This is a genomic window from Alkalihalobacterium alkalinitrilicum, from assembly GCF_002019605.1.
Taxonomy (GTDB): domain Bacteria; phylum Bacillota; class Bacilli; order Bacillales; family Bacillaceae_F; genus Alkalihalobacterium; species Alkalihalobacterium alkalinitrilicum.
This window is the reverse complement of record NZ_KV917368.1, coordinates 2,319,414-2,342,944: the sequence shown is the minus strand read 5'-3', so window position 1 is coordinate 2,342,944 and position 23,531 is coordinate 2,319,414. Positions and strand designations below refer to the sequence as shown.

Annotated in this window: 21 protein-coding genes; 17 read left to right on the top strand and 4 right to left on the bottom strand. The window is 34.8% G+C overall.

Features of this window, described 5'->3' with window-relative positions; translation table 11 throughout:
• Nucleotides 1-1,064 precede the first annotated feature (1,064 nt).
• Nucleotides 1,065-2,180 carry an RNA-guided endonuclease TnpB family protein gene (locus BK574_RS10960; RefSeq protein ID WP_078428633.1) on the bottom strand — a complete coding sequence of 372 codons (1,116 nt, stop codon included), beginning with the start codon at nucleotides 2,178-2,180 and terminating at the stop codon, nucleotides 1,065-1,067.
• Between the two features lie 11 nt (nucleotides 2,181-2,191).
• Complete coding sequence (gene tnpA, locus BK574_RS10955) at nucleotides 2,192-2,590, bottom strand: IS200/IS605 family transposase (protein WP_078428632.1); 399 nt, start codon at nucleotides 2,588-2,590, stop codon at nucleotides 2,192-2,194.
• A gap of 189 nt (nucleotides 2,591-2,779) precedes the next feature.
• Between tnpA and BK574_RS10950 the strand changes: the two genes are divergently transcribed.
• The 5 genes from BK574_RS10950 to BK574_RS10930 all read left to right on the top strand — a co-directional run bounded on the left by BK574_RS10950 (nucleotide 2,780) and on the right by BK574_RS10930 (nucleotide 7,384).
• The gene (locus BK574_RS10950) at nucleotides 2,780-4,312 is read left to right on the top strand and encodes a class I adenylate-forming enzyme family protein (RefSeq protein ID WP_078428631.1); all 1,533 of its coding nucleotides are present in this window, start codon (nucleotides 2,780-2,782) and stop codon (nucleotides 4,310-4,312) included.
• 162 nt (nucleotides 4,313-4,474) lie between these two features.
• On the top strand, nucleotides 4,475-5,293 hold the full coding sequence (locus BK574_RS10945) for a metallophosphoesterase (RefSeq protein ID WP_078428630.1): 819 nt from the start codon (nucleotides 4,475-4,477) through the stop codon (nucleotides 5,291-5,293).
• A 32-nt stretch (nucleotides 5,294-5,325) separates the two neighbouring features.
• Nucleotides 5,326-5,694: a winged helix-turn-helix transcriptional regulator gene (locus BK574_RS10940; RefSeq protein WP_078428629.1), complete on the top strand. Its 369-nt coding sequence runs from the start codon at nucleotides 5,326-5,328 to the stop codon at nucleotides 5,692-5,694.
• Between the two features lie 121 nt (nucleotides 5,695-5,815).
• The gene (locus BK574_RS10935; RefSeq protein ID WP_078428628.1) at nucleotides 5,816-6,697 is read left to right on the top strand and encodes a carbon-nitrogen hydrolase family protein; all 882 of its coding nucleotides are present in this window, start codon (nucleotides 5,816-5,818) and stop codon (nucleotides 6,695-6,697) included.
• 3 nt (nucleotides 6,698-6,700) lie between these two features.
• Complete coding sequence (locus tag BK574_RS10930; RefSeq protein WP_078428627.1) at nucleotides 6,701-7,384, top strand: GNAT family N-acetyltransferase; 684 nt, start codon at nucleotides 6,701-6,703, stop codon at nucleotides 7,382-7,384.
• A 261-nt stretch (nucleotides 7,385-7,645) separates the two neighbouring features.
• Here BK574_RS10930 and BK574_RS28800 read toward each other — a convergent pair whose 3' ends face one another.
• Complete coding sequence (locus BK574_RS28800) at nucleotides 7,646-8,695, bottom strand: helix-turn-helix transcriptional regulator (RefSeq protein WP_078428626.1); 1,050 nt, start codon at nucleotides 8,693-8,695, stop codon at nucleotides 7,646-7,648.
• 277 nt (nucleotides 8,696-8,972) lie between these two features.
• Between BK574_RS28800 and BK574_RS10920 the strand changes: the two genes are divergently transcribed.
• The 9 genes from BK574_RS10920 to BK574_RS10875 all read left to right on the top strand — a co-directional run bounded on the left by BK574_RS10920 (nucleotide 8,973) and on the right by BK574_RS10875 (nucleotide 19,425).
• Nucleotides 8,973-10,118, top strand: a complete 1,146-nt coding sequence (locus BK574_RS10920) for an acyl-CoA dehydrogenase family protein (RefSeq protein WP_238458002.1) — start codon at nucleotides 8,973-8,975, stop codon at nucleotides 10,116-10,118.
• Nucleotides 10,119-10,197: 79 nt separating this feature from the next.
• Nucleotides 10,198-10,782 (top strand): TetR/AcrR family transcriptional regulator, encoded by a 585-nt coding sequence (locus BK574_RS10915; protein ID WP_078428624.1) that lies wholly within the window; start codon nucleotides 10,198-10,200, stop codon nucleotides 10,780-10,782.
• A 191-nt stretch (nucleotides 10,783-10,973) separates the two neighbouring features.
• Complete coding sequence (locus BK574_RS10910) at nucleotides 10,974-12,491, top strand: class I adenylate-forming enzyme family protein (RefSeq protein WP_078428623.1); 1,518 nt, start codon at nucleotides 10,974-10,976, stop codon at nucleotides 12,489-12,491.
• A 94-nt stretch (nucleotides 12,492-12,585) separates the two neighbouring features.
• Entirely contained in the window at nucleotides 12,586-13,764 is a 1,179-nt protein-coding gene (dctP, locus tag BK574_RS10905; RefSeq protein ID WP_158211620.1) for a TRAP transporter substrate-binding protein DctP, read from the top strand.
• Nucleotides 13,765-13,921: 157 nt separating this feature from the next.
• Nucleotides 13,922-15,232 (top strand): TRAP transporter large permease, encoded by a 1,311-nt coding sequence (locus BK574_RS10900; RefSeq protein WP_078428621.1) that lies wholly within the window; start codon nucleotides 13,922-13,924, stop codon nucleotides 15,230-15,232.
• A gap of 39 nt (nucleotides 15,233-15,271) precedes the next feature.
• Nucleotides 15,272-15,781 (top strand): TRAP transporter small permease, encoded by a 510-nt coding sequence (locus BK574_RS10895; RefSeq protein WP_142247946.1) that lies wholly within the window; start codon nucleotides 15,272-15,274, stop codon nucleotides 15,779-15,781.
• A 336-nt stretch (nucleotides 15,782-16,117) separates the two neighbouring features.
• Nucleotides 16,118-17,266 carry a type 2 periplasmic-binding domain-containing protein gene (locus tag BK574_RS10890; RefSeq protein ID WP_238458129.1) on the top strand — a complete coding sequence of 383 codons (1,149 nt, stop codon included), beginning with the start codon at nucleotides 16,118-16,120 and terminating at the stop codon, nucleotides 17,264-17,266.
• A gap of 239 nt (nucleotides 17,267-17,505) precedes the next feature.
• On the top strand, nucleotides 17,506-17,757 hold the full coding sequence (locus tag BK574_RS10885) for a sporulation protein (RefSeq protein WP_075384923.1): 252 nt from the start codon (nucleotides 17,506-17,508) through the stop codon (nucleotides 17,755-17,757).
• Nucleotides 17,758-18,327: 570 nt separating this feature from the next.
• A complete protein-coding gene (locus BK574_RS10875; RefSeq protein WP_078428618.1) occupies nucleotides 18,328-19,425 on the top strand; it encodes a M24 family metallopeptidase in 1,098 nt (365 codons plus the stop codon).
• Nucleotides 19,426-19,649: 224 nt separating this feature from the next.
• Here the strand turns inward: BK574_RS10875 and BK574_RS27865 are convergent, their stop codons facing one another.
• Nucleotides 19,650-19,823, bottom strand: coding sequence for a hypothetical protein (locus BK574_RS27865; protein ID WP_169917344.1), 174 nt, complete (start codon nucleotides 19,821-19,823; stop codon nucleotides 19,650-19,652).
• 373 nt (nucleotides 19,824-20,196) lie between these two features.
• Between BK574_RS27865 and asnB the strand changes: the two genes are divergently transcribed.
• From asnB to BK574_RS10860, 3 genes are all read left to right on the top strand, one after another.
• Nucleotides 20,197-22,083 (top strand): asparagine synthase (glutamine-hydrolyzing), encoded by a 1,887-nt coding sequence (gene asnB / locus BK574_RS10870; protein WP_078428617.1) that lies wholly within the window; start codon nucleotides 20,197-20,199, stop codon nucleotides 22,081-22,083.
• Between the two features lie 231 nt (nucleotides 22,084-22,314).
• Nucleotides 22,315-22,512 carry a cold-shock protein gene (locus BK574_RS10865; protein ID WP_075384919.1) on the top strand — a complete coding sequence of 66 codons (198 nt, stop codon included), beginning with the start codon at nucleotides 22,315-22,317 and terminating at the stop codon, nucleotides 22,510-22,512.
• Nucleotides 22,513-23,009: 497 nt separating this feature from the next.
• Nucleotides 23,010-23,165, top strand: a complete 156-nt coding sequence (locus BK574_RS10860) for a DUF1540 domain-containing protein (protein ID WP_078428616.1) — start codon at nucleotides 23,010-23,012, stop codon at nucleotides 23,163-23,165.
• The last annotated feature ends 366 nt before the right edge of the window (nucleotides 23,166-23,531 follow it).

Genomic DNA, 23,531 nt, shown 5'->3' with positions numbered 1-23,531 from the left:
TAGTGTTACAAAAACGTCCTATTATTGAGTGAGTAATGGGACGTTTTACTTTTTACTAGAAGCCTTACTTCCAACTAAAAAGAACTAACTTCTTTCACAAATTTATAATTATAGTTAAGTTAATTATCCTCTAATCAGAAAAGGAATCTTAAATAAGGTTGGACTTCATACAAAAGGATAAAACTTTCTGTGATCGTAAAAGTTAGGCCCTACCTTTTGTTGTTGATCAAAAATCTCCTCTTATTGTAGATAATCCTCGAAATATGTAATATCACTTAATTAATGGAGGCCCCTTTTTATTGCGAATTAATAAAAAATTCAACAAAAAAAGCCGTTAATTGCTAGTTGGTGAAAGTCCAACCTGAGTAAGTACCAAGACGCTCAGTAGCTGACAGGCAACTGGTGGAGAACTCCCGAGGTTGAAGCCCTGCTATACCAAAGGTACGTCGGCTGACCTTCACCTTTTAAACTAGTTTCTTGCTATTTACATTCTTTCATGAAGGATTGTTTGCTGCGCAGTATGAGTCTACTACGTAATAAAAAGAGTTAGTCTGTCCCGTTTGCAGAAGACTGATTTATTGAAAATTAATTACATTTTTATAACATATGGTTTTATATCTTTTATCATTAGAAGAATCGCATTGGTAAACAGTCTGTCATTCATTTGTACACTTTTTGTCATTTGGTGGTACATTTCAATGGCTATAATCAACTTAGTTGACCTAGTTATTAACTATGGCAGAAAAGTAAAAAGTGTATGAAAAATGAACAACCATTCATTTAGGGACGTCTGAATTCCAATCGAGGATGTGTAAGTAATTCGTTGGAATCCCTATAATAAAACTGTTTAGAATATTTTTAATATTTGGTATAAAAATTGCATAAGTTTCATAGAGATATATAGTTTTGTAGCCATCTATGAGAACTCTATATAACTTGTGAACTACCCACCACTTACCACCCTTACGGGTTGTTTGAAGTGGGGCTTCTTGGGTAATCGCCACTTTTGGTAGCTGACGAATTTGACCAAGCTAACCCTCTTGTTCCAAGAGTTTATATTTGCATTAGGCAGTTGCTAATAAGCGTATGCCTTCTTTTTTGATATTTAGCGCCGAATTGTAATCTCTATCAAGATTTAGCCCACAATCGCACTGATAGGTACGTTCCGATAATCGTATTTCTCTTATCGAACAACAACTCGAACAAGTTTTAGTAGATGGGAACCATTTATCTATTTTGACAAGTTGTTTCCCTTGTTCTTTTAGCTTGTAGTGTAAGAAAGAAGTGAACATTCCCCAACCATTATCAGCGACACTTTTCCCGAATTTTAGAGCTTGTGACATCCCTTTCATATCCAAGTCCTCGATAATAACCGCATCATAAGATGTAACTAATGCTTTCGATTGATGATGTAAGTAGTTTTTTCGTTGATTGGCGACTTTTTCTTGGATTTTAGCCACTCGAATACGTTGTTTGTTCCAATTTGAGGACCCCTTCTTTTTGCGAGAAAGTTTACGTTGTTCAATTGCTAATTTATCAATCATTTGTCGATAGAAACGTGGGTAATTGGCTTTCTTACCTGTTTCACTATCAACAAATAACCCATTCATCGCAAAATCTAAACCTACAACATTTTCAATGTCCTTACTCTTAATCTCTTTTTCGTACTCTGTGAGAATGGAAAGATAGTATTTTCCTGATGAAGTCATAGAAACTGTACAAGATTTGATTGTATGGTCAGAAGGAATGTTTCGATGTTGTTTGATTTTCACCATTTTTAGTTTCGGTAATTTGATATGACCCTCCAACAACTGAATATTCCCATTTACGACATTCGTTGTGTAGCTTTGGTTATGTCGCTTACTTTTGAAATTTGGAAACTTTGCATTACCTTTGAAGAATGCTTTATATGCCTTATTCAAGTTTAGTTGTGCATTTGCTAGGGCTAATGAGTCTACTTCTTTTAACCATGCAAACTCCTTTTTATATTTAGCAGGAGTGGGATGCTTCACCTTTTTCAATGCTTCTTTATCATCTTTCAGGTTTTCGTACGTTTCTTTTCGTTCTGCTAACATTTTATTGTAGACAAAACGAACGCAACCAAAAGTTTTGCGTATCATCAAAGCCTGTTCATCTGTTGGATACAGTCGAAACTTATAAGCCTTGTTTTGTTTAGCCATATCAAATCACCTCACTTCATTCCTTGATTTTCAATATATTTTTTCACCACTTCAATAGGCGAACCACCAGTAGTCAATAAACAAAAGCTTCTTGACCAAAACATTTCTTTCCACAACTTTTTACGAACATGAGGAAAATCCTTCTTGATGAGTCTTGAACTTGCACTTTTGTAGGCGTTGATAAATTTGGACAATTCACTATTAGGTTGTGCTTTGAAAAGAATATGTACATGGTCAATATCATGGTTCCACTCGACTAATGTAATATTGTATTTCTCACTCAACGACACGAATTTATCTCTTGCATAGTTTGAAATAGTATCATCAATGACCTTTCTTCGATATTTCACAACTAATACAAGGTGATAATACATCAAGAATACTGAATGGTTATTACTATCTAACTTCATTGTTATATCAATCCTTATTCTTTATAAGACTGATTATAACATAACGAGAAAAAAGACAAAAGAAAAAAGCCTTTGGGCTAAAGCCCAACCGAAATTCATCTCCCCCTTACCGTTGGGCTACGCCCTTCACACGCTTGAAGAGGGAGACTTCTTTCGGAAAGACGTTAAAATTTTTTAGGGGGTTATTTTGTGAATATTACAAGTAGTTTAGCTCTTAATGCTCGGCGTCATCCAGAAAAATTAGCGGTTACGTTTAAGGATAGGGAGTATACTTATCGACAATTCAATGAGAATGTTAATCGACTTGCTCATGGTTTATCGAGTATTGGTTTACAAAAAGGTGAAAAACTCGCAATTATGATGAAAAACTCTGATTATTTTGCAATAACCTATTTTGCGGCAGCTAAACTTGGTGCAGTCATAGTCCCTGTTAATTTTAGGTTGGTTGGTAGAGAAGTAAACTATATTCTTGATCAATCTGATAGTGTAATGGTTGTTTGTGATCAAGAGTTTGAGGACATTATTCAGGAAGCAAGTAGAGACGATGTAGCGATCCGTAATGTAATTGTTACACCTAGAGCAACAGTTCCAGAATACTTAAGTTATGAAAATATTTTGACTAATAATCTCGAAGAACCCGATGTTGAAGTTTTAGGGACTGATGACCTTCATATTCTTTATACGTCAGGGACAACTGGTAAACCAAAAGGCGCTCTTTTCGATCACCAACGCGTTGTTAAAGTGGCGATCGGAACTACTGGTTTGTTAGGGCTTCAGTGTGAAGATAAATTATTACATGTTGCTCCACTGTTTCACTGCGCTCAGCTTTGTTTATTTTTGTTACCTGGATTTTTCCTCGGCGCCACAAATGTAATCGAACAGGACTTTCATCCAGTTGAAACATTAAAAACAATAGAAAAAAATCGAATTACATTATTCTTTGGGGTTCCGACAATGTATAACTTCTTTACTCAAGTACCGAATGTTGATCAGTTAGATTTGTCTTCTATTGCTCGTTGTGGTTATGGTGCTGCACCTATGTCACCTGACTTAGTTAAGAAGAGCATGGAATTATTTAAAACAGACCAATTCTATAATCTTTGTGGTTTAACAGAAGGTGGGCCAACAGGTATATATTTAACACCAGATGACCACGAAACTAAGATTGGAAAGTCAGGAAAATGGCCGACTTCATTTACAGAAGTAAAGGTAGTCAATGAAAACGGTGATGAAGTAGAAGTTGGAGAAATTGGTGAATTAATTTTACGAGGCGAAACGATCATGAAAGAGTATTATAATAAGCCAGAAGAAACGGCAAAGACGCTACGTGATGGTTGGCTTTATACAGGTGATCTAGCATCCGTAGATGAGGACGGTTATATTTCACTAGTTGATCGTAGAAAAGACATGGTTATTACGGGCGGTGAAAATGTATACTCCGTGGAAGTTGAGTATGCTTTAGATGAACATCCACACATTGTTGAAAGTGCTGTCATTGGAACCCCTGATCCTAAGTGGGGAGAACTTGTAACTGCTGTTATTGTTGTAAAAGAAGGAGAACAATTAAGCGAAGAAGAGATTAATGCATTTTGCCGCCAACGTTTAGCTGGATATAAAGTACCGAAAAAATTCTTGTTTATTGATCAATTACCTCGAAATGCATCAGGAAAAATTCAAAAGTTTATATTACGTGAAAAGTACACAGGAAATCCTGTAAACTAATAAAACAAGGCTGATTCTAACTAAAATGAATCAGCCTTTATAATTGTTGTACTTAAGTGATATCAAGGAAATTAAAACAGAAAAAGAGAAATCCATGTTCGTGATCTCTTGTTTGATATACTTGAAGGTACAACTGTTTAAAAAAAAAGAGAAGGTGATGGCGTGAAATTAGGGTTTATTGCTGACCTGCACCTAGATATTAATGAAAAAAGAAAACGCGGTGATGTGCTAGATGTATTTCTAGAGGAAATTGCAAAACAACAACTTGAGGCAATTTGTATTGGTGGGGACATTTCAAATGATTATAAAGAAACGTTAGCTACCATTGATAAGATAGAACATGATCTAAACATACCATGTTATTTTGTAGCAGGAAACCACGATCTTTGGAATATTCACTATCCTGGCAAAAGAACATGGGATATTTACAATGATTTAAAGGCGAATCAACGAAATTTAGCAAATGGTCCTCAACAATTAAATGATAAATGGGTCATAATTGGCGATATCGGATGGTATGATTTTAGTTTTGGGAATTATGCAAAATATCAAATTCAGGATTTTATGAATATGAAAATGAAAGGAAGTACGTGGCAAGATAAAGAATATACTGACTGGGCCACTCATTCAGTAGATATACATCAATTTTTTATGGAACGCTTTCAAGAACAATTATTGAGGTGTAAAAATAAAAACATCATTTTTTGTACGCATGTAGTTTCTCATCATCTGTTTACAGTTCCAACTCCCCATCGTATATGGGATTATTTTAACGCTTTCCTTGGTAGTAAAGATTATGAACAGTTAGTGAGTAACCATAATGTCCGTTATGCTTTATGTGGCCATGTACATTTTCGTAAAAAGGTAAAAGTGAAAGAAACCGAGTATATTTGTAGTAGTTTAGGATATGCGAACCAATGGAGATATAAAAATACAAAGGATGAAATTGAACATGCATTGACTGTTCTTCATTTAGATTAAGGGTAAATTTAAAGAAAATATGAGGTAATAATATGGCAGAGATTTTAAGAAAAGAAATAAGAGAAAAGATAGAAAAAGGAGATTTTAATTGTGAAAAAGAGTTAACACTTTCAGTGATTAGTGGAAAGTGGAAAATCGTGATTATTTGGTATTTGGGACAGGGGCACCCTTATCGATTTAATGAACTACAAAAGTCATTACCAAAAATAACTCATAAAATGTTATCCAATCAATTAAAGGAATTAATGGAAGACGGAATTGTTCATCGTGAAGTATTTCCTGAAGTTCCACCAAGAGTTGAGTATTCTTTAACACCAGTCGGAAAGTCATTATTACCTATCATTGTAATGATGTACGATTGGGGAAAAAAGCGAATTGAAGACCTGAAAAGGCATATTTGAATCCTATATTTTCAAAGGTACCCTAAAAGTTACCTCCTTACCAAAAAGTCCGTACTTGTTAAACTCATGAATTTGACAGATAATCATCTAAGGATTAATTGCTGAGAAGGGGGATGTTTTTATGAAATTACGTGTTTCCGCAGTGCAATATCAATTACAGTCGATTAAGGCGTTTGAGGAGTTTGCGAAACAAAGTGAGCACTATTTAAAAGCTGCAGCAGAGTTTGATGCTGAATTTGTATTGTTTCCTGAATTTTTTACAACACAATTATTGTCAATTGGTAGTGAGAATGGAACTTCACTAACGATTAACGAATTACCTGGTTTTACAGAACAATATCAAAGTTTATTTTCCTCTTTTGCACAGAAGATGAACATGTATATTATCGGTGGAACGCATGTAATTCGTAAAAACGATCATTTATATAATGTTGCTCATCTCTTTTACCCCGACGGAAGAATTGAACAACAATCAAAACTTCATATAACACCAACAGAAGTAAATGAGTGGAATATGTCTCAAGGGGACGAAGTGAAAGTCTTTGATACAGATAAAGGGAGAATTGCGATATTAACGTGTTACGATATAGAATTTCCTGAAGTGGTACGAATGGCAAAGGCTCAAGGTGCAGATGTTATTTTTTGCCCATCTTGTACGGATGATCGTCATGGTTTTCATCGCGTTCGTTATACGAGTCATGCACGAGCGATTGAAAATCAAGTGTATGTTGTCGTAACTGGTACAGTAGGTTCGCTCCCGACCGTCGATTTTATGCGAGCAAATTTTGGGCAAGCAGCTATTATTACACCGAATGACATTCCCTTTCCACCGCAAGGAATTATGGTAGAAGGTGAATTAAATAACGACATGATTGTTACGGCCGATCTAGATCTTAGCCTCCTTTATGAAGTTCGCCAAAAAGGATCAGTTACCACCTGGAGAGATCGTCGTACAGACCTTTATCCCGACTGGGAAAGAATGAATACGAAAGGGTATAAATAGAATATGTTGTATCGAAGTGAATTCTATACGTTTGATCAAAATGATCCCGTTTCTGTTGTTATTCGTAATTATGGCAAGGAAGACTTTGATCAGCTTATTCTTATTCAAAAGGAATGTTTTCCACCACCATTTCCTTCAGAGTTATGGTGGAATGAAGAACAACTAACAAATCATGTTACATTATTTCAACAAGGTGCTTTATGTGTGGAAATAAACGGACAATTAGCGGGGTCACTAACAGGACTATGTGTTGACTTTGATCCAAACAATGCTGATCATACGTGGGAAGAGATTACGGATAACGGATATATTCGAAACCATAATCCGAACGGGAATACCCTTTATATTGTTGATATTAGTGTCCGACCGAAATACCGTAAACTTGGGCTTGGTAAAATGTTGATGCAATCGATGTATCATGTTGTAATTCAAGAAGGGCTCGATCGTTTATTAGGTGGAGGTCGAATGCCAGGCTACCATAAAGTGTCAGATCAAATGAAACCAGAACAATATATAAGCTCAGTAACAAAGGGGAAGATTAAGGACCCTGTCATTTCTTTTCTTATGAAGTGTGGGAGGAAACCAGTCCATATTGTGAGAGGTTATTTAGAGGATGAAGAGTCGTGTAACTATGGTGTGTTAATGGAATGGAAAAATCCCTTTAAATTAAGAGACACAATAAGATAAAGTAAAATTTCCATCAGTAAGGGTTTTCCTCTTCCCTCACTGATGGTTAGTTGAGGCCCACACGATGTGGGTCACACAGACGTGGCCACAGGACGTGGCGCCTTTAGTCTGTGTTCATTTAGTCTTAACTGCTAGAGTTGCGGGATAAACTTTTTACTTAAAGCCCATAAACTAAAGACAGGCTGAACATTAGTTCAGCCTGTCTTTAGTTTAACTTACCTATAGTAAATGGTTTCATGTTTTATGAAGTAGATAGGAAAGTTAAAAGTTGGCAGATATTTTATGAATAACTGATGTTCTATTATTTACACCTAACTTGTTAAAAATGTTGTTAAGATGAGACTTTACAGTATTTATACTTAAGAAAAGTTTACTAGCAATTTCATTATTACTATATCCTTTTGAGATGAGGTCAATGATTTCAGATTCCCTTTTCGATAACCCAAATTCAATAGTTGCTTTCTTCAGAGGGTCTTCTTTCAATTGATTTTGTGGATAGATATAGATGACGAATTGCTGTTCCACCAAATCGCGGGTTTCTTTCATCCAAGGACTAATTTTAATTGAAAGTTCTTCAAAGTTGAACTGTAAATCTTTTATTGAAGATTCGTCTTCTAGATGAAGTTTTGTTAATAGAATTTCTTTGATTTTAGTAAGTAGGATACTGTTATTTGAGTGTAATTCTGGACAGTAATCATAAACTAATTGATTATTATAAACGATGGACAATTCATGATCAAGTACGAGTATTCCAAGGGGGAGCTTGCTCATCGAATGGTTTAATATTGATTTTAAAAAAGTTAATTGATTGTATTCTATATAACGTTTTAGGTTATTTGAAATAAATTTGGAGGCACTTTCAAGGATTTCTTTTTCATTTTCTGTAAAATCACCAGTTTGAATGGTTTTATGGATACCGATAACCCCAATTATATTAGATTCCCATTTTAAAGGTATGAATATAGTATGATAGAGTTTTTTCTTCTCTACAAAGTTTGTATAGTATTCAATTCCATGGTGCTGTGCATAAGTCACAATTTCTTCAATAGAAATTAAACTTTTATGCTGAATGTTTTCCTTGTTAAACCAATCCACTCTATAATAATAATTTTTAACTTCTTCACTCACATTCATTTCGGAATAAAAAGTAGTTGAACTTTGAATGGACTTGTCGTTTATATACAAGGATAAGTTAGTATAACCAAAAGCGTGTTTAAGTGAATTTAAAATAGTTTGGAAGTAATCTTCATGATCGTCTTGAATTAAGGAAACAAACTTTAAGACTTTTTCGTACTCTTCTATTTTAAGCAACTTGCAGCCCCTCCTATTTAAATAAATTTTTTGAACGAGTTTTTAAAAAATACGTTATCTCTATTAAGTAGTTTATTTAAAATAAACTTAAATTAAGAAAGGGTTATAATCCTTATTATAATAAAGTTCAAAAAAATGTCCAGATTTATTTGAATCTTGTTTAAATTTTAAATGTTGAACAGAAATTCATTCTTATGGGTGATTTTTTATAAAATGATAAATGATATGTTTTATTATAAGATATAAGAATTTTCAAACTTTAGAGGAGGGCTTTAAAGTGTCCCAATATATTCAAGAAGAACATGTTATTTTTCGAAACACACTTAAGAAGTTTTTAGAGAAAGAGGCTTATCCTAATTTTGAGCAGTGGGAGAAGGAACGGGAAATACCACGAGCATTTTGGAAAAAACTGGGTGAAAATGGATTTCTATGTCCTTGGGTTGATGAAAAGTTTGGTGGGTTAAACGCAGATTTTGCTTACTCTGTTATTCTAAACGAAGAGTTGGAGAAAGTAGGTCAAGGAGTATCGAGCGGAATTTGCTTACACAATGATATTGTCACCCCATATTTTGCATCATACGGAAGTGAAGAACAGAAACAACGATGGCTACCAGGTTGTCTAACTGGTGATCTTATTACCGCAGTAGCAATGACAGAACCAGGAGCCGGATCAGATCTTGCTGGAATTCGAACGACAGCGGTAAGAGATGGTGATCACTATATTTTAAATGGAGAAAAAACGTTTATTACGAACGGTAATAATGCAGATCTTGTATTGGTTGTCTGTAAGACAGATCCAAAAGCAAGTCCTGCATATAAAGGAATCAGTCTTCTAGTTGTTGAGCGTGATACTCCTGGTTTTTCTCGCGGGAAAAAGTTAAATAAGATTGGAATGCATAGTGGTGATACAGGTGAATTAATTTTTGAAGATGCGCGTGTTCCTGCTACAAATCTCTTAGGAGAAGAAGGTAAAGGATTTTATTATTTAATGAATAAACTCCAACAGGAAAGACTCGTGGTTGCCATACAATGTCAAGTTGAAGCTGAAGTGATGTTAAAAATTACAATGGAGTACGTCAAAAATAGAAAAGCATTTGGGAAATCGATCAGTCAATTTCAGAATACTCAATTTAAAATTGCAGAAATGGCAACCGAAATTCAAATTGGTCGCACTTTCCTTGATGATTTAATCGTCAAACATATGAATGGTGATGATATTACGACACAAGTTTCAATGGCTAAATGGTGGATAAGTGAAATGGCCAAACGGGTAGCTTCTGAATGTTTACAACTACATGGTGGTTATGGGTACATGGAAGAGTATGAGATTGCAAGAAGATTTCGTGATATTCCAGTTGCCAGTATTTATGCAGGTTCAACAGAAGTAATGAAGTTAATTATTGCAAAAAATCTAGAGTTATAAAGGTTATATTTCTCAAACCAAAATTTAAAATCGTTTGGTTTGCGAAGATACTTTAATGTTATATAAAGGGGAGGGAGAAATGGGGCTAAAAGAAATTAGAAATGCAAAGAAAAAGGAAGAAATACTTCGTTCTGCAGCGAAAATAGTTACCTGCAAAGGGTATCATGGAGCTACAATGGAGGATATAGCTGCTGAGTTATTAATGACTAAAGGAGCTTTGTACTACTATTTTAATAGTAAAGAAGACCTAATTTATCAATGTCATGAGTTAATTCTTTCTGAGGCTATTTGCACGCTAGAAAGTTATTTAGAAGAAAACATATCCTCTGAAGATAAACTCAAAAAGGCAATTATTACTCATATTGATTTTGCTATAAAGGAAAAAGAAACGTTCAATTTAATTGTTAAGCCTGAACATACATTTTCTTTAGATCGTCTACATCCAATGTTAAAAAAACGTTTAGATTATGCACGAATTTTTGATGCTATCATTCAACAAGGTATCGATAATGGAGAATTTAAAATACAAGAAACAACGATGGCAAGAATGATGTTATTAGGTGCAATGAACTGGGTTCAGCAATGGTATTCTCCAGCAGGAAAGCGAAGTAAAGAAGAAATATCAGAAATTTATTCAGAATATTTAATAAAGATAGTCAAATAATCCTTTTTTTCATCCTTTTGGGTGATGATTGAAAACTAGGGATACTATACACTGTTTTTGAACAGTGTTTAAAGAATATTACAAAATTTTAGAAGAATGTAAATATGTAAGGGATTTTGGAGTTGTTTTTTAAAAACCTAAAAATTAAGCGCTTACATTAAATAGAACTTCTTGAAAGGGGAAGGTGTTATATGTACATTGCAGATGAATTAAGAAGTAAAGTCGAAAGTCAACCTAATGCAGTGATCTCTTCATATAAAGGTCGTGTAACATCATATAAAGAGTTATACGAACAAGCAGAGAAGTTAGCGGGATATTTCCAAGAAAAAGGATATAAAAAAGATGATATTGTGGCCCTTTTTATTCCAAATTCAGACTTCTTTATGGTATGTTATTATGCTTGTCAAATTGGAGGTTTTGCAGTATTGCCAATTAATACAAAGTTGGCAACTAGGGAAATTGAGTATATTTTAACTCATTCAGAAGCAGATGCTTTAGTCTATGACCAACGTTTTGAAGAAACGATCCAAGACATTATTCCTAACCTTCCTGCTCTTAAGGATGTAGTAACGACTGGGTATGAAAATGGTTCCAATCGTTTAGAAGATATCATAAATGGACCTGAACGGAATGTGCAAAAAGTAATAGCTAACGATAATGATACAGCAGTTGTTTTTTACACATCTGGAACAACTGGTAGACCAAAAGGTGTAATGTTAACAAATAAAAATTTAATTTCTACTGCAAAAATTTGGAGCGAATCAATGGAGATGAACAACAATGATCGAATGCACATAGTTGCTCCTATGTTCCATTGTGCTGCAAGTCATGTATTTATGATACCTACAGTCTATGCAGGTGGAGCACTTGTTATCGAGGAAGGATTTTCTCCAGAACAAGCTATTAAAACAATGGAAAATGAAAATGTAACGATCTTCTTCGGAGTACCTGCGATGTATAACATTTTATTGAATACTCCAAGTTTAAAAGATGCTTCTGTACCTAACTTACGTTTACTTACTTATGGAGCCGCACCAATGCCGTATGAGTTAGTAAAACGTGTAAAGGAATTTTATCCTAATGTAAAAGTACAAAATCTATACGGGCAAACTGAAAATTCTCCAGCAGCAACAACGTTAAAGGATCATCATGCGCTTAGCAAAGTGGGTTCTGTTGGAGAACCGTTACCGCAAACACAAGTACGAGTCGTTGATGAAAATGGAGAAGAATTACCAACTGGTGAAGTTGGAGAAATTGTTGTAAAAGGGCCACAAGTCATGAAAGGGTATTTAAAAAATGATGAAGCTACAAGAACAACTGTAAAGGATGGCTGGCTTTATAGTGGGGACTTAGGTCGCTTTGATGAAGATGGATTACTTTATATCGTTGATCGTAAAAAGGATATGATCATCCGTGGCGGTGAGAATATTTATCCAATAGAAATCGAAGAAGTCCTTTACGAAATGCCTGAGGTATTAGAAGCAGCTATCATCGGTGTACCACATGAAGTTCTAGGAGAAGTGCCAAAAGGTTATGTAGTAAAGAAGGAAGGTATGGTACTAGACGAAAAGCAAATTTTAGATTATTGCTTAAACCGTTTAGCAAAATATAAAGTACCACAAGAAATTGAATTTGTTGAGGCACTACCAAGAAATGCAAGTGGAAAAGTGTTGAAAACAGAATTACGCAATACGACAAAGACGATTTAAAGTAGACTACTAGTATTCAGGTATTAGATACTATTAAAATTGGTACTTGTCAAATAAATAAATAGAAATGACAAAAGAATACGGGGGTATTAAGATGAAAAAAATGAAAAGAATTGTGAAACCAATAGTTGGTGCCGCAGTTGCTGCGACAATGGCATTAGGACTCGTAGCATGTGGTGGTGGCAATGAAGGAGCATCGGCTCCAGCTGATAGTAATGATGATGGTGAAAATGCACAAACTGAGGCGGTTGAAGAAATGCGTTTAAGAGCGTCTTCTGGACTTACCGCACAGCATTTCTGGGATCGCGGTTTCTTCACGCCGCTTATGGACCGTATTGACAGTGAAACTGACGGAGCGATCAGTTTTGAAGCGTTTACGTCAGGAGAATTAGTACCTTTAGGGACAGAATTTGATGCTCTTCGTCAAGGAACAATTGATGTTGCGTTAACATTCATGGCACCTTATGATCCGCAACGTTTTCCGTATTCAGAAGTTGCGATGTTACCATTGCTTGATTCAGATGCAGTGATTGCTTCTACAGCAATGCAAAACATGATGAAAAGTGATCGTGAACTAAAAGATGGTAAAACATACTATGAATTAGAATTTGCTGATAAAGGATTAGTAGCGTTTGCTAACCCGTTAACAGAGCCGTATATTATGGGGACTACAAGACAAAAGGTGGAAAGTGTTAGTGATTTTTCCGAAGCTATTCGACTTCGTACAGCATCTCGAGTACATGAAATTTTAGCAAATAACCTAGGAATTACTGCAATTTCAATGCCGATTACAGATGCTTATGATGCTTTAAGTCGTAATGCTTTAGATGGTTTTTTCTATAATGTTCCCGACTGGAAGGCATTCGGATTTGATGAATTAATTAAACATGCTGTTGAAGGTGCTAACTTTGGCCACTTTGTTGGTCATACAGTATTAACACAAGAAACGTGGGACAAGTTACCTGCAGATGTCCAAGAAAAATTCGCAACTGCAGCAGATGAAATTATTTTTGATGGTGCAAACCTTACAAAAAGTGAAACTGAAGAAAATAGAGAGTCTACAATGGAAAAAGGTGGAGAGTTTACTCACCTTAACGATCTAGACCCAGAAGTTCAAGAGTTCATCAGTCAAGCAATTGTAGAAACTTGGAATGAATGGATTGAAAGCTTAGAAGGTCAAGGTCATGCAGGAAAAGAGATGGCATTACTTTGGAGAGACATGATTGTTGAAGCTGGTGGGGTATTACCAGATCAAATCATGGAGTTAGAATAGTATCAATGACATAAGGAGCTGTTGTAACAGCTCCTTGTATTTAAAATTTAAAATTCAAAATCTTTTAACTAAATAAAAGATTGCAACTCTTATGAGATAGGGCTTAGGAAAGTCTACTTGCAATTTTACATTATTTATATGATGGTGAGGTGAAGGAATGGTCGAAAATATTGCTATTATTGTTGTGATTGTTGTGTTCTTATATTTATTATTAACAGGACAATATATTAGTTCTCTACTATTAACATCAGGAATCCTTGGAATTTATATTCTAGGAGGAATGTCCCTTCTTAATGGGTTTTTACAAAGTGAACCTTATAATCGTGCTGCGAGTTATGCTTTGACGACTATTCCTCTTTACATTTTAATGGCACAGTTTATTATGCAAGCGGGGATAGTTAAAGACTTTTATAATCTCGTCTTTAAACTTTCAAAAGGAAAAACTAGTTTGCTAGGTGTATTAACAGTATTTTTAGGAGGAATTCTAGGTGCTGTTTCAGGTTCAGGAACAGCAACAGCAGCGTCACTAGGTCAAGTTGCCGTTCCTGAGTTGAAAAGAAGAGGATACCCAGATGGACTTGCTGGGGCACTAGCCGCTTCTGCAGGTTCACTATCAGCTATTATCCCTCCGAGTGTAATTTTAATTATTTACGGAGTAACTGTACAAATTTCAATTGGTACATTATTTGTTGCAGCCTTTATTCCAGGGATACTAATGATGCTAGTATTTTCTTTAGTTACCGTTGTTTATTTGAAGATGTATCAAGGAAAAATGGAACTACCTCCACCAGAGGTAGAAGAACAAGAAACGCCAATTAGCCGCTATATTATTATCATTGTGGCTGGTGCTTTAATCATTTTATCGATTTTCGGTGGAATTTACACAGGAAAATTTACGCCAACAGAAGCTGGTGCAGTAGGGGCTTTTATCAGTTTAGTCGTAGCGCTTGTATTAGGTAAAGTAAATAAAAGTTTCATTAAAAGCTCTCTTATTGAAACAACAAAAGTTACGGTTATGGCGATGTTAATTGTTATTGGTGCTTCGTTATTTGGCAGATTTATATCATTGTCCCTTCTTCCAAGAAAAATTATTGATATGCTTGGCCCGTTAATGGATTATCCCGTGCTACTATTAATTATTATTATGTTGATTTACTTCTTCCTATTTATGTTTATTGAGGGAGTTGCCGTTATTCTAATGACTGTACCTGTCCTGTTACCAATATTAACGGCAGCAAATATCGATCTTGTTTGGTTCGGTATTTTAGTTTCGGTTATTTGCACAATCGGACTTATTACACCGCCTGTTGGAATAAGTGTTTACGCAGTAGGTGGAGTAACGAAAATCCCTATTGAAAAACTTTTCCGGACGTCTTTAGTATTCGCCGTAGTTGCCGCAGTTGTGGTCGGTGGATTACTTATTGCCTTCCCGCAATTAGCTACATGGTTACCACAAACGATGAAGTAATCGAATTAGAATTTTATAATTAGAAAGTAGGTGATAGTGATGAACGGAGTTTTTCAAAGAGTTGAAAATATCAATGAAAAATTAAAATTAGTTGGAGTATATACAGGAGGAATAGCAGCGGTAGCAATGATGTTAATTATTGTTGCAGATGTATTTATGAGAAATGTATTTACTTCTCCAATATCAGGTACGTATGAAATTGTACAGTTCTTCCTAATGCCATTGGCAATTTTTCCTGCACTTGCTTATACGTATAGTTCTGGTGTGCTACCGAGGCTAGGAGAATTAGTAGAAAAAGCTCCTCAAGGTTTTAAGAAAGTTTCGACGTGGGTCATCCTTATCATAGAGATCATCATTTTTACTTTATTAACAATCTATGGGTGGAAATTTGCGATGGCAGGTGTTAGTGATCAAATGGCCGTTGCCGTTGGTGGAAAATTAACACCCGTTTATCCCGTCTACTTTTTAATTCCTATTGGTTTTGGACTAATAGTAATCGAAGTTCTATTATCAGCAATCCGACCATTTGTTAAGAGAAACAAAAAGTAGTTGTTGGAAAACGCTAATTTTATAATTATAAAAAATTAGCGTTTTCATAACGAAGTCAAAAAGTAGAATATATGCTGTCAATAGGATACAAGGATCAAAATATTTTTTTGATATTAATAAACTGAAAATTTATAAAATTCAATTAGGTAACTTTGTGCTCGCAAATGTTGAGTAAACCTTAAAAATGAAAGCGTTTTAAGGTGTTGTTTAACGGTGTTGATGTAGCATTTTATTAAGTAAAGGGGGTGTTTACACTTTCAAATGATGGTCCATCAACTTAGAACCTACATACTAGTTATAAAACTATAAGTATAGGGGGAAAAGATATTGAAAAAGATGTTAAAACCAATAGTTAGTACGATGTTTCTAATGACAATGGGAGCATCACTTATAGCATGTGGTGGACAGGATACATCCACAACACCGTCTAATAATGACAATAGTGAGAATACGCAAACTGGGGAATCGATTACATTAAGAGCATCTTCTGGAGTGGGTGCTGAGCATACTTGGAATACTGGTTTTACTTACTCACTTATGGAACGGGTTGAAAGTCAATCCGCTGGGGATTTATCATTTGAAATATTTACATCTGGTGAGCTTGTTCCTTTAGGAACAGAGTATGATGCACTGCGTCAAGGAACGATCGATGTTGCTTTATCATTAATGGGTCCTTATGATCCACAGCGCTTTCCATACTCAGAAGTAGCAATGTTACCATTATTAGAATCAGACGCAAAGATCGCCTCGACAGCTATGCAAAATATGATGAAGAGTGATCGTGTCATTGCCGATGGGAAAACATACTATGAACTAGAGTTTACTGATAAAGGTTTAGTTGCTTTTGCGAATCCATTAACAGAACCCTATGTAATTTCAACAACAAGACAAAAGCTAGAGTCAATAAGTGACTTTACAGAAAGTCTAAGAATGAGAAGTCCATCAAGAGTACATGAGATACTAGCTACTAATTTAGGAGTTACAGCCATCTCAATGCCAGTAACCGATTCTTATGATGCATTAAGCCGTAACGCTCTAGATGGAATGTTTCATAGTATACCAGACTGGGCTAACTTTGGATTAGATGAACTATTTAGACATACAATTGAAGGCGCAAATCTCGGGCACTTTATTGGGCATACTGCAATGACGCAGGAAACTTGGGATAGTCTCCCTGCTGATGTACAAGAAGAGTTCGAAGCGGCTGCGGATGAAATTATTTTTGACGGTTCAGATCAATGGATAGATGGAACTGTAAGAGGAAAAGAAGCAAATATTGAAAAAGGTGGGGAATTCACTCACTTGGATGACCTAAATCCTGAGGTTAGAGACCACATTAACAATGCGATTGTAGAAACTTGGTTTGAATGGATTGATAACTTAGAAAGTCAACAACTAGCAGGTAAAGAAATGGCACTTCTATGGAGAGATATGTTAGTTGAGGCTGGCGCAGTATTACCTGATGAGATCGTGGAGCTTCAGTAGTAGTAGTTAACTTATTGAATGAAACGGACTTTAACTAATAAAGTCCGTTTTTTTGATATTATAGTTTTAATAAAACGTTTATAAGATATAAAGTGTCTTCAGTTCAAGCGTGTATATCATACAAATGAAAATGTACTAAAGTAGTTTATCACTGGATAGTGTTTCAAGTTAAGTGTATAATATCGCTTTTTTATCACAAGCTAATTTAGTAAATATGTTACATATAGGAGGATGAGTGAGTGGACAAATCACTTGGATATTTACAGGAAGCGCTATCTAATTACATAGAGAAATACCCAACTTGTCAAGGTGTTTTCAATAAACTTGAACAAAAGAAGTATTCAACTGAGGTTGAATTTGTAGAAGATTTAGCTGAAGAGGAAATAAAAGTACTAGAATTAATTCTTAAGCACGAAATGAACCATGCTCGAAATGAAGATGATCAAGTAAGAACTCATGAATTAAACGAAGTGTATGAGTTATTATTTTAGTTTTATCCTGAAACCACTGGCGGTAATAACGCAACTTCAATACTTCGAGAAATCAAAGAAGGGTAAGTGGGGGAAGAGAAAAATCCTCACTGGTGGAAGTATATCTTTCTCATTCATATTTGTATGCAAGAAGGAATTAATGACTGAGGATGGTAATTGGAAGTACAGTCTATTTAAAAGAAGGCGGGCAAAAAGTGCCCGCCTTCTTCATATATTCTTATGAATACTTAAAATTTGCCGCGATCATATCTTTCTGTTCTCTTTGAAATCCCTAAATAACGAAAGCCCTACCTCTCTTTCGTCATTACGGCTCCTTGGCCGTGCCATTTTTAAATAAGGCTTACGAAGTTTCAAGACGCCAGATTGATTTTTTCTATACATTTATAGTTAATATTCGTATTAAGTTTGAAGAATAAAATCATAACTTTAAGTTTTTATAAGCAATTTATTTATTATACTATAGATGTAAATAGATGTAAAGGAGTGCTGCTCATTCGTTTTGACAGGAAATATAAAACGAATGAAAACTAGGTTTAAAAAGAAAATAAATAAGAAGAAGGTGTGACCCTAATGATTAATAGAATGCAGAATTTAACCAGTTGGATAAAAGAACAAAACTATTCCTTTGCGTTTATTCAATCAAAACACAATGTATTTTATTTGTCTAAGTTTAATAGTGAACCGAACGAAAGGTTATTAGGTTTAGTCATTTTTCCAGATAAGGAACCGTTTTTAATTTGTCCATATATGGAGAAAGTATCAGCAAAAATATCAGGTTGGGAGGGAGAAATTATTGGGTATAAAGACTCTGACGATGTTTGGGAACTATTACAAAAAGCTGTAAAAGAAAGAATACAAGAAGTAAATTCGATTGCAATTGAAAAAGATGGATTGTCCTATAGTCGAAGTGAGAAGCTTCTTTCTTTGTTTCCGAAATCAAAATTTGCATCAGTAGATGAAAAACTACAATCTATAAGGATGATAAAAGATCAAAATGAAATTTCTATTTTGCGGGAAGCAGCTAAACTTGCGGACTTTGGGGTGGAGGTAGGTGTTCATGAAATCAATAAGGGAAAGACAGATATGGAAATTATTGCGACGATTGAATATGAATTAAAGAAAAAAGGAATACGTGAAATGTCTTTTTCAACAATGGTTTTATCAGGTGCAAAGTCAGCAGAACCTCACGGGCACCCTGGATTAAAAGAAATAGTTCCAGGTGACTTTGTATTATTTGACCTAGGGGTTGTGTTTGAAGGGTATTGTTCAGATATTACGAGGACTGTAGCGTATAAATTTGTATCAGACCAACAAAAACATATTTACGAAACGGTCTTACAGGCTCAAAGTTTATCTTTATCGAAAAGTAAACCAGGTACGAGAATAGGAGAGATTGATAAAATTGCTCGAGATTATATTACAGGTGAAGGTTATGGAGAATATTTTACCCATAGAATAGGTCATGGTTTAGGAATTGAAGTGCATGAGTTTCCTTCTATGAGTGACAATAATAGTGATTTGTTGTATACAGGCATGGTTTATACAGTTGAGCCAGGAATTTACGTTCCGAGCATTGGTGGTGTTCGAATTGAAGATGATGTATTGATTACTAATACCAGTTCAGAGTGTTTAACGTCGTTTCCAAAAGAATTGCAAATAATAAAATAACCAAATGGAGGATTGGATGTTGGAGAAGTTGCAGCCAAACTAAAGACTATCGGATGCTTGTTCGATGATAACAGGCGCAAAATGTGTAAGGTCCATTAAATTCATAGGAAGCTAATGATTTCTAGAAATAACGGCTTCACTGTCCGCGATAAAAAGTTAATGATAACGTTAGTGGGTGTTTAAAAGGCAAACCTTTTGAGGTTAGCCTTTTATTTTCGATCATGTTAACCTGTTATACTCTTTTCAATCGCACTATCCCAATCTGGATAGTAATGCAGAGCGCTTCTCATTAGTTGAGGGTTTGTTTTTTTAACTGACTTTTTGTTTAAATTCTCACCGTTAGCATTAAGTTGTTGAATTTCAAGTAAAACTTCTTCGGGACTCATATTTACTTCCATGAAATTACCTCCTGCCTAGAATAATCATAGAGTTCCCCATATTAAACAATGTATACATAATTTTCTTATTATTTGTTTTTATACTAATTCGCACATTTTAGAAATAATTTTGTATATAGGTCATCCCTAGTTAGATTACTAAAAAAATAAGTGAAAACTAAACAACTCACCAAAAAAAGAATGGCAAACCAAACTTACATATGCTGCTAGCTTACTAGCATCTATTTTTTTTATAAGTCAATCTTAATAATTTTATTTCATATAAAAAACATTAATTTATTACAAATAAAAAAAATCAAATTGATTGTAACAATCTGATAAAAAATAGCGTTAAATTTATTGTATATACAATAAATGGTTAGGAGGTTACAAAATGTGTGGTTTTGTAAGCTGTTTTGAACATAGTAAGAACTCGTTTTTTCGCAAAGAAATTATTGAGCAAGCGACTAAAAAATTAATGCATCGGGGCCCAGATGATGAGGGGGTTTATCACGACGAGCATGTTTCATTAGGTTTTAGACGGTTAAGTATTGTAGATATCGATAGAGGAAAACAACCGTTATCCTATGAAAATGAACGTTATTGGATTGTATTTAACGGGGAGATATATAACCATCATGAACTTCAAAAGGAATTACTTGAAGTGGGTATAAATCTATCAACTGATAGTGATACGGAGGTGATTGTCGCCTTGTATTCTTTCATTGGTAAAGGTGTTGTACATAAATTACGTGGGATGTTTTCTTTTCTTATTTGGGATACAGAAAAAAAGAAATTGTTTGGAGCAAGAGATCCATTTGGCATCAAACCTTTATATGTGGTTGAAGTAGAAACTGGAGTTGGTTTTGCTTCTGATGTGAAAGCGTTGCTTCCTTTAATATACCAACCTCAAGTTAAGCAGTCATCTTTAGAGCAATATTTAACATTTCAATACGTTCCTGACACAGATACGATGATCGAAGGTGTTAGTAAAATTCAACCTGGGCATTATTTCGATTGGGAACCAGGCAGCACTCTTCAACAAAGAGAATATTTTCATCCGACGTTTGAGCCGAAAAATCAGGATCATAATGAACTTGTTATTAAAGTAAGGGGAACAATTGAGGATTCTGTTTCTTATCATTTACGAAGTGATGTAGAAGTAGGTTGCTTTTTATCTGGTGGAATTGACTCGACAATTGTTGCGACATTAGCTAGTCAGCAATATTCATCTTTAAAAACATTTAGTGTAGACTTCAATGAAGTAGGTTATAGTGAAATGGATGTTGCAGAAAAGACAGCTGCTGTATTAGGCGTTCAGCATTTTCCTTATACAATAAGTGCTGAAGAAGTAATTAAGGAATTACCTTCGATCATTTGGCATTTAGATGACCCTGTTGCAGACCCTGCTGCAATTCCGCTTTATTTTGTCTCAAAGTTAGCTAGTCAACATGTAAAAGTAGTTTTGTCTGGTGAAGGGGCGGATGAGTTATTTGGAGGTTATAATATTTATCAAGAACCGATTGCTTTACATGGGTTTCGTTATTTATCGCCAAATATGAAACGTGCTTTAGTACAACTGGTTAGAGTCATACCAGAAGGTGTTAAAGGTAGAAATTATATGATAAGAGGTTGTACCCCTTTAGAGGAAAGGTATGTCGGTAATGCCAAAATATTTTCTAACAAGGAGAAGCAGCGGGTTCTTCGACATGAGTTATGTTCAACTTATCAAGATATAACGAAACAATTGTACAATAACTCTTCTAAATTAGATTCATTTACGAAGATGCAATACATTGACATTATGACTTGGCTTCGTGGAGACATCTTAGTTAAAGCAGATAAAATGTCTATGGCACACTCTATTGAGCTTCGCGTGCCATTTTTAGACCGAGAAGTGTGGAACATCGCTAAACAATTATCAACTGTAGAGAAAATTACAAAATACGGAACGAAGCAAATTTTGAGACAAGCCTTCAGTCCTGTGATCCCAGGTCATGTAGTTAACAGGAGGAAGCTAGGTTTTCCAGTCCCTATCCGAATATGGCTAAAAAATCAGTGGTACGACTGGGCGAAAGACTGGATCAAAAATGATCGAATAGAAGAATATATTGACCAGCAATATATTCTAGATCTACTCGATGAACATGCCTTAGGTAGGAAAGACTATAGTCGTAAATTATGGACAGTTCTTTGTTTTAGTTTATGGATAACAAATGTGTTTAGACAAGAAAATTTATCCAAGGAAAGTAGAAGTGTTTTACAAACTTTAGGTGGTTAATCCTCTAAAAAAATGTGTTTTTTTCACTACATTAAAATACTTAAATTTTACCATTTATCTAATTTATTGTTTCTTTTTGTGCTTTTACCTGTTATAATAAGACTAACTTATTGTTGTTCGGATATGATTGAAGGAAGAAAAGTCTTAAAAAAGTATTTTCGCCTTGAATGAATATGAAGAGCAAAAATAGTAATACAATGTGGCACACAGCCATACAGGAGGAACAAGATTATGGTACAAGGTACAGTTAAATGGTTCAATGCAGAAAAAGGTTTCGGTTTTATTGAAGTAGAAGGTCAAGACGATGTATTCGTTCACTTCTCAGCTATTCAAGGCGATGGCTTCAAAACTTTAGAAGAAGGTCAAACAGTTTCTTTTGAAATCGAGCAAGGTCAACGTGGACCACAAGCTGCTAACGTTCAAAAGTAATTGTTTTTACAAAAAAGATCCTGAGTACAGGGTCTTTTTTGGTTTTTGCATAAACACGTTGTTGATTTAAATCGATTTTATTTAGAGGAGGATATCTGAAGGGCCTCTTCTCCCAATTTTGTTAGCTATTTTGTACTTTGGTTACGGACCAGATCTTGATGCTTTATAAAGAGCTTCATTGTCTTTTGATATACCATGTTCCTTTGTAGGGTAGGTGGAGCTTAGCGAACACGAATTGTTACATAATATACATCTTCTTATAATGTATATAGATATTGTCTCGGTAGTGAAAATACTTTCCTACAATAGTATGTTTCCTTCCGTATTATAAACGATTAATATTTCGTTTACAAAAGAAGACGGGTCTAACAACTTTTTAAAAAGAATTTAAAAAGTTGATGATTTTTCTGCAATAGAACGTAAAGGAATCGAAATGATAAAAGGTATGAAAGTAATAAAGAAAGCAAATGATAAGGGTCGAGGGGGGGTGTAGATAAATGGCTGTAGATGTATTGTGTGAAGTGAATAATTGTAGGTATTGGGCTAATGGGAACAAATGCGATGCGGATCGAATTTACGTTGTTTCCCACACAGGAAAACAAGCAAAAAAACAGGAAGAAACGGACTGTAAGACGTTTGATCCAGAAATATAATTTTTTTTTCTAATGAGGACAGTGATGTATGCTGTCCTTATTTTAGTATCTTGGACCTCTATGCAGACAATAATTTCCGTTTCCCTACATTTCTATTATTGATAATAATTATCAATTTTATTCAAAATAAATTAAAATTTAAAGTTGAAGTTAAAGTTAATGAAGTACAATGAGTATTGCGGACAGATTGAGCCATTAGTGCGGAGATTTGAGCCACTATTTGCGGTCAACTGAGCCATTAAGTGTGGGGGCGAGAGCCACTTTTATCAAAGTAGTTAATAATATAAACAACCACTGGAACTTCACTTGCTCCAATGGCTGTTTATATTATTATTTAAATCTCTTATCTCTTATCTCTTAATTCCT

Coding starts and splice junctions, on each gene's coding strand:
- BK574_RS10960 (WP_078428633.1), bottom strand. CDS start 2,180: ATGGCTAAACAAAACAAGGCTTATAAGTTTCGACTGTATCCAACAGAT.
- tnpA (WP_078428632.1), bottom strand. CDS start 2,590: ATGAAGTTAGATAGTAATAACCATTCAGTATTCTTGATGTATTATCAC.
- BK574_RS10940 (WP_078428629.1), top strand. CDS start 5,326: ATGGCAGAGATTTTAAGAAAAGAAATAAGAGAAAAGATAGAAAAAGGA.
- BK574_RS10935 (WP_078428628.1), top strand. CDS start 5,816: ATGAAATTACGTGTTTCCGCAGTGCAATATCAATTACAGTCGATTAAG.
- BK574_RS10930 (WP_078428627.1), top strand. CDS start 6,701: ATGTTGTATCGAAGTGAATTCTATACGTTTGATCAAAATGATCCCGTT.
- BK574_RS10915 (WP_078428624.1), top strand. CDS start 10,198: ATGGGGCTAAAAGAAATTAGAAATGCAAAGAAAAAGGAAGAAATACTT.
- BK574_RS10910 (WP_078428623.1), top strand. CDS start 10,974: ATGTACATTGCAGATGAATTAAGAAGTAAAGTCGAAAGTCAACCTAAT.
- dctP (WP_158211620.1), top strand. CDS start 12,586: ATGAAAAAAATGAAAAGAATTGTGAAACCAATAGTTGGTGCCGCAGTT.
- BK574_RS10900 (WP_078428621.1), top strand. CDS start 13,922: ATGGTCGAAAATATTGCTATTATTGTTGTGATTGTTGTGTTCTTATAT.
- BK574_RS10895 (WP_142247946.1), top strand. CDS start 15,272: ATGAACGGAGTTTTTCAAAGAGTTGAAAATATCAATGAAAAATTAAAA.
- BK574_RS10890 (WP_238458129.1), top strand. CDS start 16,118: ATGTTAAAACCAATAGTTAGTACGATGTTTCTAATGACAATGGGAGCA.
- BK574_RS10875 (WP_078428618.1), top strand. CDS start 18,328: ATGATTAATAGAATGCAGAATTTAACCAGTTGGATAAAAGAACAAAAC.
- BK574_RS27865 (WP_169917344.1), bottom strand. CDS start 19,823: ATGGAAGTAAATATGAGTCCCGAAGAAGTTTTACTTGAAATTCAACAA.
- asnB (WP_078428617.1), top strand. CDS start 20,197: ATGTGTGGTTTTGTAAGCTGTTTTGAACATAGTAAGAACTCGTTTTTT.
- BK574_RS10865 (WP_075384919.1), top strand. CDS start 22,315: ATGGTACAAGGTACAGTTAAATGGTTCAATGCAGAAAAAGGTTTCGGT.
- BK574_RS10860 (WP_078428616.1), top strand. CDS start 23,010: ATGGCTGTAGATGTATTGTGTGAAGTGAATAATTGTAGGTATTGGGCT.